Origin of the sequence: Mucilaginibacter psychrotolerans, assembly GCF_004519315.1 — a bacterium.
In the GTDB taxonomy this organism is placed as follows: Bacteria; Bacteroidota; Bacteroidia; order Sphingobacteriales; family Sphingobacteriaceae; genus Mucilaginibacter; species Mucilaginibacter psychrotolerans.
This window is the reverse complement of sequence record NZ_SOZE01000024.1, coordinates 14,619-28,477: the sequence shown is the minus strand read 5'-3', so window position 1 is coordinate 28,477 and position 13,859 is coordinate 14,619. Positions and strand designations below refer to the sequence as shown.

The following is a 13,859-nucleotide window of genomic DNA, read 5'->3' as shown; positions in this document are numbered from 1 at the left end:
ACATAACCATTTTTTTGCATTGAAAAACTATATCCGTTACTTTGTGGCCAATGAAAACAGGCTTTAAAGAGGTTTTGTTCAAGATTAGATACTTTTTTATACCCTACCTCGCCGTTTTATGCGCCTGTTTGGTAATTAAGCTGCTTTACAGTAAGGAGCAAATTTATTTCGCCGTAAATGGCATCTATAACAGCCTTTTCGATTTCCTGGCCCCCTACGTTACCGATATAGGAGATGGCCTCAGCATTATTCTCTTATCGGCTATACTTTTATTCTTCAGCTACCGTAGCGCATTTTTGCTGGCCAGCAGTTATTTAGTAACCTCTATTGTAGCGCAGGCCATCAAATACAGCGTTTACAGTCCCCGGCCCCGCATATATTTTGAGGATCAAATAGATAAGCTGCGTTTCGTAAAAGATGTGTATGTAGTGGGCGGCATCCAAAGCTTCCCCTCGGGGCACACCGTTACTGCTTTCTCGGCAGGGGTGGCAATTGCTTACCTTATCCAGAATAAATTGTGGGGAATGGCCTTGCTGCTCGTGGCCATACTGGTAGGTTACTCGCGCATGTACCTTAGCCAGCACTTTTTTGAGGATGTTACGGCAGGCTCTGTAATTGGCGTGTTTGTAACCGTGGCCTGGCTAAGTTTTATCGACAGCAAAAAATTCATAAAATCCCCCCGTTGGCATAGGGGGATTATAAAACGTTGGGCAGTTTAGCTCTCGAACTGCTCTTTTAACTTACGGTTGCGGCGCGTTATGTAAAATATGATGATACCGATAAAGGCCACTCCTCCTATCACACCATATATTAAACCCGGGGCTATCCCTTTAGCATTAGAAAGGTATTGGTCGGTACGTTTCAATTCCGGTGATATCACTATCGCACTTGAAAATTGTTTGTATTCATCCTTCACCAGTTCGGCTCTGTTTTGCTGATAGAAATACTCAAAGGTGTAGGTAACATCCTGAGTGTAAAGCAATATAAAGTTACGCAATTGTACACCCCCACCCTGGTCTGTAGAAAGGGTAAAGGTTTTTGCTTTAAGGTGCCCCATAGTGGTATCGCGCACGTTCAACGCATCAGACCCTGCTGCCTGCCCCTTAATGCCTTTGATGTAATCCTTCATTACTTGGTTCAGGTCGCGCTCTTTTTTCAGCGGTGTGTTATTTGCCGCGTTTGGCTGCCTGATCACCACCATATAACCCAAATTGGAGTTGCCTGAATATATTTGCTGACCCAGCGTATCTTTCTTACTAAAAGTCTCCGGTAAAGATACCGTGACGAGGCTATCTATCTTAACAGGCTTAAGTGGTGCCTGCGCAAAGCCCGCTGCCGATAACAGCAACAAGCTTAAGCTTATCATTATCTTTTTCATATTAGTTTAACCTTAAAAACACAAATAAGTTTTAAATGAGCTTTTTACATGTGGTAAAAAATGCTTATATTACTATATGAAATTACATATGATTAACTATGAAACTGAAAGTAATAAGAGCAAGCTATGATGAAGAAACGATAACCGTTTACCAGGCTTACAATAGCGGGATAGCAACCGCAGCGGTTAAGTACCAAACATTTACTGCGCCTTTTAAAACGGAACGAATGACCTGGATAAAGCCGTCGTTTTTATGGATGATGTACCGCTCGGGTTGGGGGACTAAAGAAAACCAGGAAAGGATTTTAGCTGTAAAAATGAAAATAACCGGCTTTAATGATGCTTTGAAAACAGCATGTTTAACAGCCTTCGATGCTTCGGCACACCTATCGTACGATGCCTGGCACCATGCCCTTAAAACTTCCCCGGTGCGTGTACAGTGGGATCCGGAGAAAGATATATTGCTAAGGCCATTAAATTATAAATCAGTACAAATCGGACTATCGGGTATAGCCGTCCATCAGTACCTAAATGACTGGATAGTGGAAATAAAAGACATTACCGACTATTGCAGCAACATTCATCAGTTGGTAAAAGCAAATAAACTTACCGAAGCTACGGCGATGTTGCCTACCGAAACGCTCTACCATTTACCGGCTGACATAGCTATCGCTATCCATTCCGACCAGGATAACGACTGATTTTTAAAAGGCCCCCACCGCCGGGTAATAATCAAATGAGGCTGTATCAAAACCAAAGCCTAAGCTTATCCTGATTGGTTGTAATAAACCAGGTTGATGACACAGCCTCCTGATACCTTATATCTTCTCCATCTCCGCCTTCACGAATTCGGCCAGCTCTTTTACGTATGCCGCGCTGAAATCGAATTTGATACCGGCGGTTTCGTATATCTCGGTAATGGTTTTGGTGTAGCCTAGTTTCAAGGCATCCAAGTATTGCTGCAGGCCTTTTTCGGGGTTTTCTTTGTAATTCTTCCATACCGCAATAGCACCTAGCTGGGCCATGCCGTATTCAATGTAGTAAAACGGCACCTCGAAAATGTGCAGCTGTTTTTGCCAAAGGTTTTGCTCTGCTTGCGGATTTACGCTCCAATCTACAAAGCCTGCACCAAATGGCTCATATATCTTCAGCCAGGCTTCGGTGCGCTCGGCAGCGGTATGCTCAGGGTTGGTGTATATCCAATGTTGAAACTGGTCTACCACGGCTACCCATGGCAGGGTTTTCAGCACATCGAAAAGCTGATCGCGTTTGGCGCGTTTCAGGTCTTCCTCGTTATCGAAATAAACATCCCAGTTATCCATGGATATCAGCTCCATCGACATAGACGCTAGTTCGGCCACTTCGCTTGGGCAATGCTTAAAATCGTTCAGCTCAAGGTCGGCAGTTAAAAAAGTGTGCACGGCGTGGCCGCCTTCGTGCACCATGGTGGTGAGGTCGCGGAAGGTGTTGGCCGAATTCATGAAGATGAACGGCGCGCCGGTTTCGCTTAGCGGATAGTTGTACCCGCCCGGTGCCTTGCCCTTGCGGCTTTCCACATCGAACAGGTTGTTATCTTTCATTATTTCCAAACGCTCGCCCAGGTAACGGCTGATGTTACTGAAGCATTGGATAGATTTCTCCACCAGTTCGGCACCGCTGTTGAAAGGCTTCAAGGCTGGCTTGCCGGATATATCTACGTCCATATCCCATGGCTTCAGGGTATCCACATCAAGGGCCAGGCGGCGTATCTCGGCCTGTTCGCGCAGGATCGGCACGATCTCGGTTTCGATAGCAGCGTGGAAAGCGTAGCAATCCTGCGGCGTATAGTCGAAACGGCCCAGTGCCTGGAACATGTAATCGCGGAAGTTCTCGAAGCCCGCGTTCAGGGCAACCTTATGGCGCAAAGCGCGCAGGTGGTCGAAAAGCGTATCCAGCACTGTTTTCTCCTGCAGACGGCGGGCAGTGATCTTTTCCCATACTTCCTGGCGTTTCGCTCGGTCGGTACCCTTCAAAAATACCGACGCCTGCTCAAGCGTATATTCTTTATCGTCGATATGTACCGACATGGCACCCGAGATGCCCTGGTACTTCTGCTGCTCTACCTGTATCTCGGTTTGCAGTGGTATATTCTCCTCGCGGAAAAGCTCGAGCGATTTCTTCACCGCGCGCAGCATAATGAAGAATTTCTCTTCGTTCAATTCGCTAACATATTCGCTGGCAACCAGTTTTTTGTTCAGCTCATTATTGTACGGTGCGGTTTTAGGTTCAATTTCGGTAGCAAAGTACTGAAAGCTCTCGAGCAAGTCGGGGTTCATGGTATCGCAGGTCATGCGGATGTATCGCCAGGCAAAATCCTCCTCCAGAGCGGCCTGCAGTTCGCTGCCATCCTTAAGCCATTGCTCTAATTCTTCTACCGAATTGATGGCGCGGTTGGTTAGTTCCTGGTAAATCGGCTCCAGCGTTTCCCATTTAATTTCGAGGTCGGCAGGGATATAGTGTCGTGTTTTTTTGTGGATCATGATGTTTTCAGATGTGCAGATTACAAATATGCAGATGTGCAGATGATTTAAAAGATGTGCAAATTACGGATTAGATGCGCAGATATGCAAATGTGCAGAGATGCAGATTAGTAACTTAAGTGTTAAAATATCAAACGAAACTTTTCTGCGTTAAGTAGCTTCTATTAAAGGAAGAAAGTCCTTGTTAATTGAGGAACTTTTACCTAAACTTGTACTATGACAACTGTAGATGCTAATATTTTGAAAACAATCCCTTCACGAGTAGATGCCAGTAAAACATTGGGATTGATTAAAACCGGGAATGTTGGGCCCCAGCATTTGCAGGCCATCAAAAATATAACCGCTTTTAATGATGAGAAAATATCCGACTGGCTGGATATCAGCGTTAAAACTTACCGTTTATACAAAAAACCACACAGCATTATCAAAGCCCGGATAAAAGAGCACGCCATAATGGCCCTTTCGCTGATAAAACATGGTATCGAGGTTTTTGGTAGCAGCGAGAACTTTTTGGAGTGGCTACAAAAAGAAAACTTTTTTTTCGACAAAAAGGCACCCATAGATTTTATGGATACCAACAGCGGTATCAAGTTTATCGACGACCGCCTGACTGCTTTGGCTTACGGCGACAATGCTTAAGTATGGAGGTGTTCAGGATTTCCCATGAATCGTTCTCCAAAAAACTGACGGCTTCCGGTCGGGCCAATCGCTGGAACCTCGACGACCAGTTTACCATATACACAGGCGGTTCACGCTCACTTTCGTCGCTGGAACTCATTGTCCATAAAAACGCCATTTCGCCTGCTTCTAAATATAAGGTAATGGTAATTTCTATTGCCGACGAGGAAAACCTGTTCACATATATCCTGCAAAAAGACCTGCCGAAAGCGTGGCGAAGCATGATGGCCTATCCCGATTTGCAGGCTTTGGGAAGCGATTGGTATGTGAGCAAGCGGTCGCTGGTATTGAAGGTACCCTCGGCAGTTATGCCAAAAGAATACAATTACATCATCAACACCCAGCACCCCGACTTCAAATCGAAGGTATCCCTGGTACGTACCAAAGATTACTTTTGGGATGATAGGCTCATGTAGATGTGCTGATTACAAATGTGCTGATGTGCAGATGATTTAAAATTTGGAAATCGATTAGAAGTACAATTTTAATTCAAACTCAATGCAATTATTCCGCCCAATATCAGCGCACTGGCTATAAGCCTCCGTCGACCGTCGTCTTCGTTAAGCACGCGCGAGCCCATGAATACGCCCAGCAAAATGCTGGTTTCGCGCGCCGGGGCAACAACCGTAAGCGGCGCAAACTTGAGGGCCTGTAGCACTAAAATGTAAGCAAGCGGACTAAGCAATCCCACCCCTACAATCAACCATTTGTGCTGTGCTACCTCTCTCTTTATCTCGCTCTTTTGCCCGACAACCAGGGGCAACAGCAAAACCGTATTGAATACATTGGCAACGAAGGTGATCGTAAGAGGCGATATGGCGTAGTTTTTTATAGCAATAGCATCGTTAAAGGTGTACAGCGCAATGAACAAACCGGTAAGCACGCCCCAGAAAACGCCGGTCATTATCCCGGTATTGTTGGCTTTTTTAAAGCTGAGGCCTGTGATGACGACCACGCCGATGAGGATGAGGAACAAGCCTAACGTCGTCTTCAACTTGAATGCCTCATGCAGGAACAGGATGGCGGCAGCCGATGAAAAAAGCGGCCCCATACCGCGGGCTAGCGGGTACACTACCGAAAGGTCGGCACTGCGGTACCCCTTCTGCAATACCAAAAAATAGCCTACATGCAGTAATGCACTGCTTAGTGATAACCAAAGCACCGGCGCCGACAAAACAATGTCGCCCTGTATATACATGTATAACAGCATAGGCAGGTAAAAAACCACGCTGGCAATATAAATAAGCCAGATAAACGGCGCTTTGCCATTAGCTTTTTTGGAAAGCAAATTCCAGAAAGCGTGTATTACAGCCGCAGAAAGCACCAGTGAAAGCACGTAGAGGCTCATTTATTGTGCCCTTTAAAGTTTAGCAATAACGTATCCAACATAGCATTAAGGCCTTTAAAAGGGCCAAAAGTTTAGTATGGCTAAACTAATGAAAAAATCGGGCCAAGAAAAGCGCTATACCGCCTTGTACAACGTCTCCGACATTTTTTTAATCCCCTCTGCATACGGCGTTGGCTTAAAGTTAAAACGCTGCTCGAATTTGCTGGAATCGAACTCGTAATCATGGTCGTATTGATAGTACATTTCCACTGCTCCGGCAACAAATTTCATAAATTTACCTATCACCCAAAGCATCCATTTTTTGAGGCTGAAATAGCTGGGTTTAGTGTTGTAAATATCGGCTGTCATTTTTATAAACTCCTTGCCGGTAAGCGCGGGGGCTGTTGGCAAATGCCAAATCTTGTTATCGCTATCGGGGTTTTGGCCAAGCAGGTACATCGCTTTGCCTGCATCTTCTATATAAATAAAGCAGTGCTTTTTGTTGGCATCGCCTATCCATTGAGCCATTTCCTTTTTGGCGTATTTGGCAAGCACCATCATATCAAAAAAGCTGTTTGAGTTATGGGTACCGTAAAAATCGGGTGCGCGGGCAATACTGGCCTGCAAGGTACCGGCTTTTACTTCGTCCATAATGGCGTTGGCAACAGCTACGCGTACCTCGCCTTTTTCGCTGACGGGGTTGTAAGGGGTGGTTTCTTTCATAGCGCCATCCACCAGGCCATACATGTAAACGTTATCGAAGAATATCAGCCTTGCTTTGTTCTCTTTGGCAACGGCAATAACGTTTTTGATAATAATGGGCCACTGCACCTTCCATATTTCGGCATCATAAACAATGCCTGCGCACAGATAAATTATCGTTGAGCCTTTAGTCGCCTCGCGCAATTCGTCCAGATTAAAAAGGTCGGCTTTTTTCCAGGTGGTGTTTTTGCCTGTTTGTACTTCGCGCCGGCTTACCAGGCGGATGGTATTGTTGTTGTTTTCTAACTGGCGGGTTAGCGCGTTGGCTACCGTGCCGCCTGCTCCTAATATAGTATGCATATCTTTTTGTTTTTAAGTATGATACAAAAGTATGCCAGGCTTGAAAGTCAAAACGTTAACTTAAGATAAGAAAAGTTAAAAGAGTTAGAAAGGTTAAAAAAGTTAGAAGGGTTGAAAAACTAAGCGATGGGCAGAACTATAGCGTTTATTTATGCTCCACCAAGATCCGTTTCCGTATCCTGGAGAGCGATACAGGTGTTATCCCCAAAAAATTGGCTACATAATGCTGTGGCATACGGCGTAAGATATCGCGGCCTGTTTGCAGCAGTTTAAGATATCGCTCTTCGGGCGTTTGGGTAATAAAGGACGACATTCGGTCCTCGTAACAAATGAGGTAATGCTCGGCCAGCAGGCGACCGAAGCGCTCCATTTTGTAGGCAAGCATGGGGTTGGCCAGCATCGCGTCCATATTTTTTTTGCTGATGACGATGATCTGGGTTGGTTCTAAAGCCTCGATGTAGTTTATGGCCGGCTCGCCCGTAAGGAAGCTAGTGTAGCTGCTTACATACTCGTTCTCGAAACTGAAATAGCCGGTAATATCGGTACCATCCTTTATATGGTAATACCGTACCGAACCCTTCAGCACAAAACCAAAATGGCTGCACACTTTACCGGCCTCGGCAAAAAGCTGCTTCTTTTTAAAATTATGTAGGCTGATGTGCTGGATAAATACGATCCATTCGGCCTCGTTGAATACCACGTAAGGCTCCATGCCTTTGCGCAAGGCTGCGAGTTGTGCCGATGTTAGCGCATCCATACCCTATCCAGCAAAAAGAAGGCCGCAAACACCACACTGGCGATGCCGTTGGTGGTCATGAAGGCGATGTTTACGCGGCTAAGGTCGTTGGGTTTTACCAGCAGGTGCTGATAGATAAGCATGGCGCAGAAAAACGCGATACCGATATAATAAAGGAAACCCACATTCGTATCGAATACAGGCATCACAATAAACGCCGCCGAAAATACATGCAGTACCGTTGATAGCCTTAATGCATTTACCTTGCCCAGCCAGGCAGGGATAGAGTGCAGGTTCTCGTTGCGGTCGAAGTCTTCATCCTGCATTGCGTAGATAATATCAAAGCCGCTAACCCAAAACAATACCGATAAGGAGAAGAACACAGGCGTTAGCGCAAAAGCCCCGGTTACTACCAGATAAGCGCCTATAGGCGCCAAAGAGAGGCCCAGGCCCAATACCATATGACAAAGCGCTGTGAAACGCTTGGTAGCACTGTAGCCCAATACCACCAATAAGGCAATTGGCGAAAGGTAAAAGCAAAGCGGGTTGATAAACCAGGTGGTGAGCATAAACAGCGCACAGTTGCTTAACGTAAAAGTTAAGGCGGCTGCAGGGCTTATTCGCCCGGCGGGGATATCGCGCTGTTTGGTACGGGGGTTTTTTGCATCGATGTTCCTATCCAGGTAACGGTTGAATGCCATGGCCGAGTTACGGGCAAATACCATACACAACAGCATCATCACCAGTTTTTGCCACTCGAATTGATGGTCGGTAGTGGTTACCGCCAAAAAGAAGCCGATAAAGGCAAAGGGCATGGCAAATATGGTGTGCGTAAAAGTTACGAGAGAAAGGTACTTTTTCATTTTAGTTTGAATTTCGAATATCGAATGCCGAATAATGAATGATGGAGTTTTTTCCATCAATATTTATTATGCTACGTTCGGTGTTCAATATATCCTTTAGCTTTTATAGTATTCTTCATCAAAAGGCGGAGGCGTAAAGCTGCGGTTTATACCATCTATAAATTCCAGCAACTCATCCCGCCCACTGAGCGTTTCAGACGAGGTGACGAAATGCTGCGGTGCCTCTTCAAAGGTGGTCAATATCGCTTTGCGGAACTTCGCCACGTTTTGGTCGGTCTTTACGTTGCTTTGCTTATCGGCCTTGGTAAACACCAATACAAAGGGCAAACCCTTTTCGCCCAGCCAGTTGCAAAACTCCAGGTCTATCTTCTGGGGTTCCAAACGGCTATCTATCAGCACCATTACGCACTGCAGGCTTTCACGCTTATCCAGGTAGCTACGGATAAATTTGTTCCAGTCTTCCTTTTTGCTTTTCGATATCCTGGCGTAGCCGTAGCCCGGCAAATCTACAATGTACCACAGTTCATTCACCATGAAATGGTTGATGAGTTGGGTTTTGCCCGGCGTTTGTGAGGTTTTGGCAAGCCCTTTCTTTTGCACCAACATGTTGATAAGCGACGACTTGCCTACGTTTGATCGCCCTATAAACGCGAATTCGGGCTTAATAGGTATGGGCAACCGCGATATCTGGGTGTTGCTGCAAATAAAATCGGCCGATTTGATAATCATGCCGCAAAGGTAGGGTATTATTGTTGAAAGGTTGAAATGTTGTAAAGTTAGAAGGTTGCATGAGTTAAAAGGTTGAAAAGTTGTAAGGTTTGAAGGTTGGCCATGCGTTCGAATAGAAAGGTTGGAACCAACTTAATTTCCAACTTCTAAACATTTCAACATTCAAACCTTACAACTTCCCCTTACCCGTGGATTTTGTAAATTTATATTGCAGCGTCAACAGAAAATACCGCCTGATGATTTGCGACTGGGTATCGGTAACGGTGTTTTGTACCACAGAACGATAAGTATCGATATTCTGATTCAGCAGGTCGTAACAGGATAGCTTTATCTCGCCCTTATCCTTTTTCAAAAACTGGCGGGCTATGCTGATGTTGAGTAAATTGCTGCTTTTTTGAAAACCGTGCGGCACCTGCGGGTTGTAGCTATAGTTATAATTACTATTGATATTCATTTTAGCCGGCAGATAAACCAAAAAATGCGTATCCAAGCTGTGCGTAATAAACTTTTGGTTGCTGTAATCTACGCCGCTATAGGTTGTATAGGTTTGATTTAAGGTGTACTGCGGGTCTATCTCAAACTTGTCTTTATAATTAAAAGTAATGTGTTCGCTAACACTAAACTGGTACGAGTCCTGATAACCATTCACCCGGTTCAGCACAAAAAAATCGTGATTTTTCGTGAGATTAAAATTAGTAGCGGCGTCTAATTCTACATCATCTTTATTGATGAACCGCTTGTTTACATTGCTCCACATGTTAATATTGTACCTGCCATTGCGGTTTATCGGCGTACTGGTTTCTACTAATTGTGCATCCTGCGTGCGTTGCCTAAAAACGCTGTTCTGGTAAAATGTTGCAGAGGCCCTTACATTATAGCTGGTGCGGTTTTGAAAATTGAACTTTGCATAATGTATGTTGAAGCTGTTGTTTGTGGTAGGCTTAAGCCCCGGGTTACCAGTAACCGAGTACGAGGGACTAAACACAACGGTATAAGGCACCATATCGCCAATATTGGGCAGGTAAGTGTAGCGCGAATAATCGACCGAGAAGTTTTTTATGTTGAAATTAAACGACGGCATAAAAAATACGTATTGCCGATCTAAAGCCGCCGATCCCCGCCCAAATGTGTTTTTCACCTGCTGAAATTGCGTATTGAAATGCACCCGCAAATTAATATTGTTTGATGAGGTAAAGCTAAGGCCGGGGTTAATACCTTGGGTCCATTTATCGCGCCGTAGGTCGTTGCTCTTGTCAAATAAATAGCTATCGTATTGGCCGCTAATCGGGTTGTAATTGTTGAAAGTAACCTTGTCAAGGTTATGGCTGTATCCTCCCTGCGCGGCAACATCGGCCGTGATTTTTTTACTTAGCGGGTAATTTATGCTTGCAGCTAAGCTTGCATCGGTACCGCGTGACCTGTTATCGCCAAGCTGCCGGTAGCCGTATGATGGCAGCGCCGCCACATACGATGCCAGCCGGGTACTATCGTAATTAATACTATTGCGCGGACTTACGCTAAGATTATGGTCGATGTTAAAAGACGCCCCCTTCTTTTTCAACTGCCGGTTATAGTTAAACTGCTGCGAGAATCGCACAGTGCTGCCGCTAGTACTGTTGGTATTTGCCGAATTATTGATGGGGTTTATAAAATTGCTGTAGCTGTTACTTTCGCTTGCATTTGTTGCGATGTTGTCGCTGATATTGATATAGGGCGTATAGCGTAGGCTGGTTTTATCATTTGGTTTCCAGGCCACTGTACTGCTAAGGGAGTGACCTGTATTATCGCTATTACGCTTGGTTGCCGAGTTTGTAAACACCGTTGTATCGTTTAAATATTGCTGCTTTTTGGCAACACTATTAAACTCATAAACATCTTTTTTGTACAAATAGGCAAAGTTTACCTTTAGTTTTTTTCCATAATCAGTATTAATATTAATCCCCAGGTTTGTGGTAGTTTGCTTACCGCCGCCGCCGCCGCCAAAAGCAATTCCCGAGCGCGAAATGGCTTCTCCTCCTCGGTTTAAACCGCCTGAAGTATAAAGGTCGTTAAAATCGAAGCCGGTATTGTTGAGATTATTTGAGGACCCTAATAGGCTAATCTGCAACGTATCCCTGAATGCATTAATCAGCCCGCCTGCCTGGTAGTAGCCTTTTGTGCCCGCCCCGGCGTAGGTTTTACCAAATATGCTCTTTTTAAATGCCTTTTTAAATTTCAGGTTGATGATCTTATCCACTTTCGAATCGGGTATCAGGTGGTCGGGGTCGTTATCCCTGTCGTCGTAAACCTGTATCTTATCAATCATATCGGCATCGATATTTTTGGTAGCCATGCGAATGTCCGACGAGAAAAACTCATGCCCATCAACCAAAACTTTATTTACAGTCTTACCCATTACGGTAATGCCGCCATCGGCCCTAATCTCCAGCCCGGGTAGTTTTTTCAGCAGGTCTTCCACCACGGCATTGGGGCGCACCTTAAAGGCTTCGGCATTAAATTCAATGGTGTCTTTTTTGATGACGATGGGCAGGCGTTCGCCTTTTACAAGCACTTCATTAAGTTCTTTTATATTCAATTTGATAATACCCAGGTCAAGCGCAGCGGTTTTCAGCGTTACTATTTTCCGGTATGGCTGATAAGCTACAAACGATATAAACACCTTTACAGAGATGCCCTGCGGGATATTGTGTAGGGTAAAATCGCCGTTTTTATCAGTAATGGTGTATGATAACAGGTGTGATGCTGTATCGCGGTTATCCAGGACGGCAACGGTGGCAAATTCGATAGGTTTCGCGCTTAACGAATCTACTACCCTACCCTTTACGTTAGCTCTATTTTGCGCTAAGGAAGTAACAGTTATCAGGATAAAGAAGATGAAAAAAGATAGCGTTTTATGCATACAGTTCAGGCAAATGTTCAACGCTTAAAAATGTACAAAATCTTTCGGATTATGCCCACGCGTTAACATTCCTTAACTATAATTAAACAACATTAACAGTAAAGTTACACCAACGCCAATTTACAAATATATGTTTAAACACGTAATTTTACTTATCCTCAACAATATCAACCTTTAAACCTTGTAACTTTACAACACAAAAAAAAGATGATGAGCGATTACAAGATACCCGCACAAACCCGCATAGGGCATGTGCATTTAAAAGTCAGCGATATACAAAAATCGTTAGCTTTTTACGGTGGCTTACTGGGTTTCGAAGTACAGATGATGTACGGCGACCAGGCGGCTTTTATATCCGCCGGGGGCTACCATCACCACATCGGGTTAAATACCTGGCACAGTAAAGGCGCATCACCAGCACCAGAGTACGCGCCGGGTTTATATCATACGGCAATTTTATATCCTGAGAGGAAGGACCTGGCCGCCATACTGCAACGCCTGATAGATGCCAAATATCCCATCACCGGAGCATCAGACCATGGCGTGTCTGAGGCAATTTATCTTGACGACCCCGACGGCAACGGCGTGGAACTATACTGGGACCGCCCGAAAGATAAATGGCCCGTAAACGATGCCGGTGAAATGACCATGTACACCCGAAGCCTCGATATACAAGGCCTACTTGCCGAACTAAAATAACTATTCGTTAAGCATGTATTTATCGATGCCAGGGGCAGGTTGCCACTTGTCCTTTGGTTCGTAATAGTGCCAAAGCAGGGCCGATACCTTGCGGATGAGCACGTCGGCCTCGTTGTTGGGTGTCCAGCTTTGGTCTTTGTTATTTTTGGTGATGACGGAGAAAACGTAGTCGCCATGCGGGGCGTGCACCAGCACCGTTTCTGAGCGACTGTCGTCAACCGCTCCCTGTTTAGACAGGCATTGCACGTATGGCGGTACTTGCGAGAGGGCAGTATTGTCCCAATAAATCCTATTAAGCGTGCGGCTCATGCGCTCGCTGGCAGCAGGGCTTACCACCTGCCCGTTGCGTATCATGGTAAACAACCTACACATTTCATAAGGCGTGGTAACACCCCAGCCGTATACTTTGCGAAAGGCTTCACGGCCGGGCGTGCGCGAGTTTACCCGCATGCTTTTGAAACCGTTGCTATCCAGCCAATTGTTGATATGGGTACCCGTTACCAGCTTTTGCAACCAAAGGCTGGCGGTATTATCGCTCATGGTAATCATCAGCATAGCTACCTTGCTCAATTGGATGGTGTCCTTATCTTTAAACGAACCCAGTATGTCTTCACCAGCGTACAGCAACGAGTCGCGATAGGCCAGTTTCTGGTTGTACTTCAGCTCGCCTTTCTCCAATTTATCCATCAGCCCGCTCAGTATGCTCACTTTAATCATGCTTGCGGTGGGGAAAAGTGTATCCTGGTTTATGGCCACCGTTTTGCCGGTTTTTAAGTTCTGCACGTAAATGCCCACTTGCCCTTTAAAACCTTGTACTGCAGTTTGCAATTGGGCGGTTAGCTTTTTATCGGTTTGGGCGAAGGAAGCGGTTGCGAAGAATAGGAAGATGGCGAGTAAAAGATGTTTCATGGAGGGAATGGGTTTGATTTTGATAGCAGCAAACTAAATTAAATAAATTTTGTAAATTTG

At 45.2% G+C, this 13,859-nt stretch carries 14 protein-coding genes; 5 read left to right on the top strand and 9 right to left on the bottom strand.

Annotation, left to right across the window (positions count from 1 at the left end; translation table 11 throughout):
• The first annotated feature begins 50 nt into the window (after window positions 1–50).
• Window positions 51–719 carry a phosphatase PAP2 family protein gene (locus E2R66_RS20055; protein WP_133233920.1) on the top strand — a complete coding sequence of 223 codons (669 nt, stop codon included), beginning with the start codon at window positions 51–53 and terminating at the stop codon, window positions 717–719.
• On the opposite strand, the gene E2R66_RS20050 is transcribed toward E2R66_RS20055, so the two are convergent.
• Window positions 716–1,378 (bottom strand): hypothetical protein, encoded by a 663-nt coding sequence (locus E2R66_RS20050; RefSeq protein ID WP_133233918.1) that lies wholly within the window; start codon window positions 1,376–1,378, stop codon window positions 716–718. The genes E2R66_RS20055 and E2R66_RS20050 overlap by 4 nt on opposite strands.
• A 98-nt stretch (window positions 1,379–1,476) precedes the next feature.
• Between E2R66_RS20050 and E2R66_RS20045 the strand changes: the two genes are divergently transcribed.
• Complete coding sequence (locus tag E2R66_RS20045) at window positions 1,477–2,079, top strand: DUF4291 domain-containing protein (protein ID WP_133233916.1); 603 nt, start codon at window positions 1,477–1,479, stop codon at window positions 2,077–2,079.
• 117 nt (window positions 2,080–2,196) lie between these two features.
• On the opposite strand, the gene E2R66_RS20040 is transcribed toward E2R66_RS20045, so the two are convergent.
• Window positions 2,197–3,897, bottom strand: a complete 1,701-nt coding sequence (locus E2R66_RS20040) for a M3 family oligoendopeptidase (protein WP_133233914.1) — start codon at window positions 3,895–3,897, stop codon at window positions 2,197–2,199.
• Between the two features lie 216 nt (window positions 3,898–4,113).
• On the opposite strand from E2R66_RS20040, the gene E2R66_RS20035 reads away from it, so the two are divergent.
• Entirely contained in the window at window positions 4,114–4,536 is a 423-nt protein-coding gene (locus E2R66_RS20035; protein ID WP_133233912.1) for an antitoxin Xre/MbcA/ParS toxin-binding domain-containing protein, read from the top strand.
• A gap of 8 nt (window positions 4,537–4,544) precedes the next feature.
• Window positions 4,545–4,991: an RES family NAD+ phosphorylase gene (locus tag E2R66_RS20030; RefSeq protein ID WP_204985963.1), complete on the top strand. Its 447-nt coding sequence runs from the start codon at window positions 4,545–4,547 to the stop codon at window positions 4,989–4,991.
• A 68-nt stretch (window positions 4,992–5,059) separates the two neighbouring features.
• On the opposite strand, the gene E2R66_RS20025 is transcribed toward E2R66_RS20030, so the two are convergent.
• The 6 genes from E2R66_RS20025 to E2R66_RS20000 all read right to left on the bottom strand — a co-directional run bounded on the left by E2R66_RS20025 (window position 5,060) and on the right by E2R66_RS20000 (window position 12,191).
• Entirely contained in the window at window positions 5,060–5,923 is an 864-nt protein-coding gene (locus tag E2R66_RS20025) for a DMT family transporter (protein WP_133233908.1), read from the bottom strand.
• A 114-nt stretch (window positions 5,924–6,037) separates the two neighbouring features.
• On the bottom strand, window positions 6,038–6,964 hold the full coding sequence (locus E2R66_RS20020) for an NAD-dependent epimerase/dehydratase family protein (protein WP_133233906.1): 927 nt from the start codon (window positions 6,962–6,964) through the stop codon (window positions 6,038–6,040).
• Window positions 6,965–7,109: 145 nt separating this feature from the next.
• Window positions 7,110–7,721: a Crp/Fnr family transcriptional regulator gene (locus E2R66_RS20015; protein WP_133233904.1), complete on the bottom strand. Its 612-nt coding sequence runs from the start codon at window positions 7,719–7,721 to the stop codon at window positions 7,110–7,112.
• On the bottom strand, window positions 7,709–8,563 hold the full coding sequence (locus tag E2R66_RS20010) for a UbiA-like polyprenyltransferase (RefSeq protein WP_133233902.1): 855 nt from the start codon (window positions 8,561–8,563) through the stop codon (window positions 7,709–7,711). The genes E2R66_RS20015 and E2R66_RS20010 overlap by 13 nt, the downstream gene beginning before the upstream one ends.
• 96 nt (window positions 8,564–8,659) lie before the next feature.
• A complete protein-coding gene (yihA, locus tag E2R66_RS20005) occupies window positions 8,660–9,292 on the bottom strand; it encodes a ribosome biogenesis GTP-binding protein YihA/YsxC (RefSeq protein ID WP_133233900.1) in 633 nt (210 codons plus the stop codon).
• A gap of 169 nt (window positions 9,293–9,461) precedes the next feature.
• The gene (locus E2R66_RS20000; RefSeq protein ID WP_133233898.1) at window positions 9,462–12,191 is read right to left on the bottom strand and encodes an outer membrane beta-barrel protein; all 2,730 of its coding nucleotides are present in this window, start codon (window positions 12,189–12,191) and stop codon (window positions 9,462–9,464) included.
• A 207-nt stretch (window positions 12,192–12,398) separates the two neighbouring features.
• Here E2R66_RS20000 and E2R66_RS19995 point away from each other — a divergent pair, with 207 nt between their 5' ends.
• Window positions 12,399–12,890 carry a VOC family protein gene (locus E2R66_RS19995; protein ID WP_240049358.1) on the top strand — a complete coding sequence of 164 codons (492 nt, stop codon included), beginning with the start codon at window positions 12,399–12,401 and terminating at the stop codon, window positions 12,888–12,890.
• Here the strand turns inward: E2R66_RS19995 and E2R66_RS19990 are convergent, their stop codons facing one another.
• Entirely contained in the window at window positions 12,891–13,799 is a 909-nt protein-coding gene (locus tag E2R66_RS19990) for a serine hydrolase (RefSeq protein WP_133233896.1), read from the bottom strand.
• Window positions 13,800–13,859: the final 60 nt, after the last annotated feature.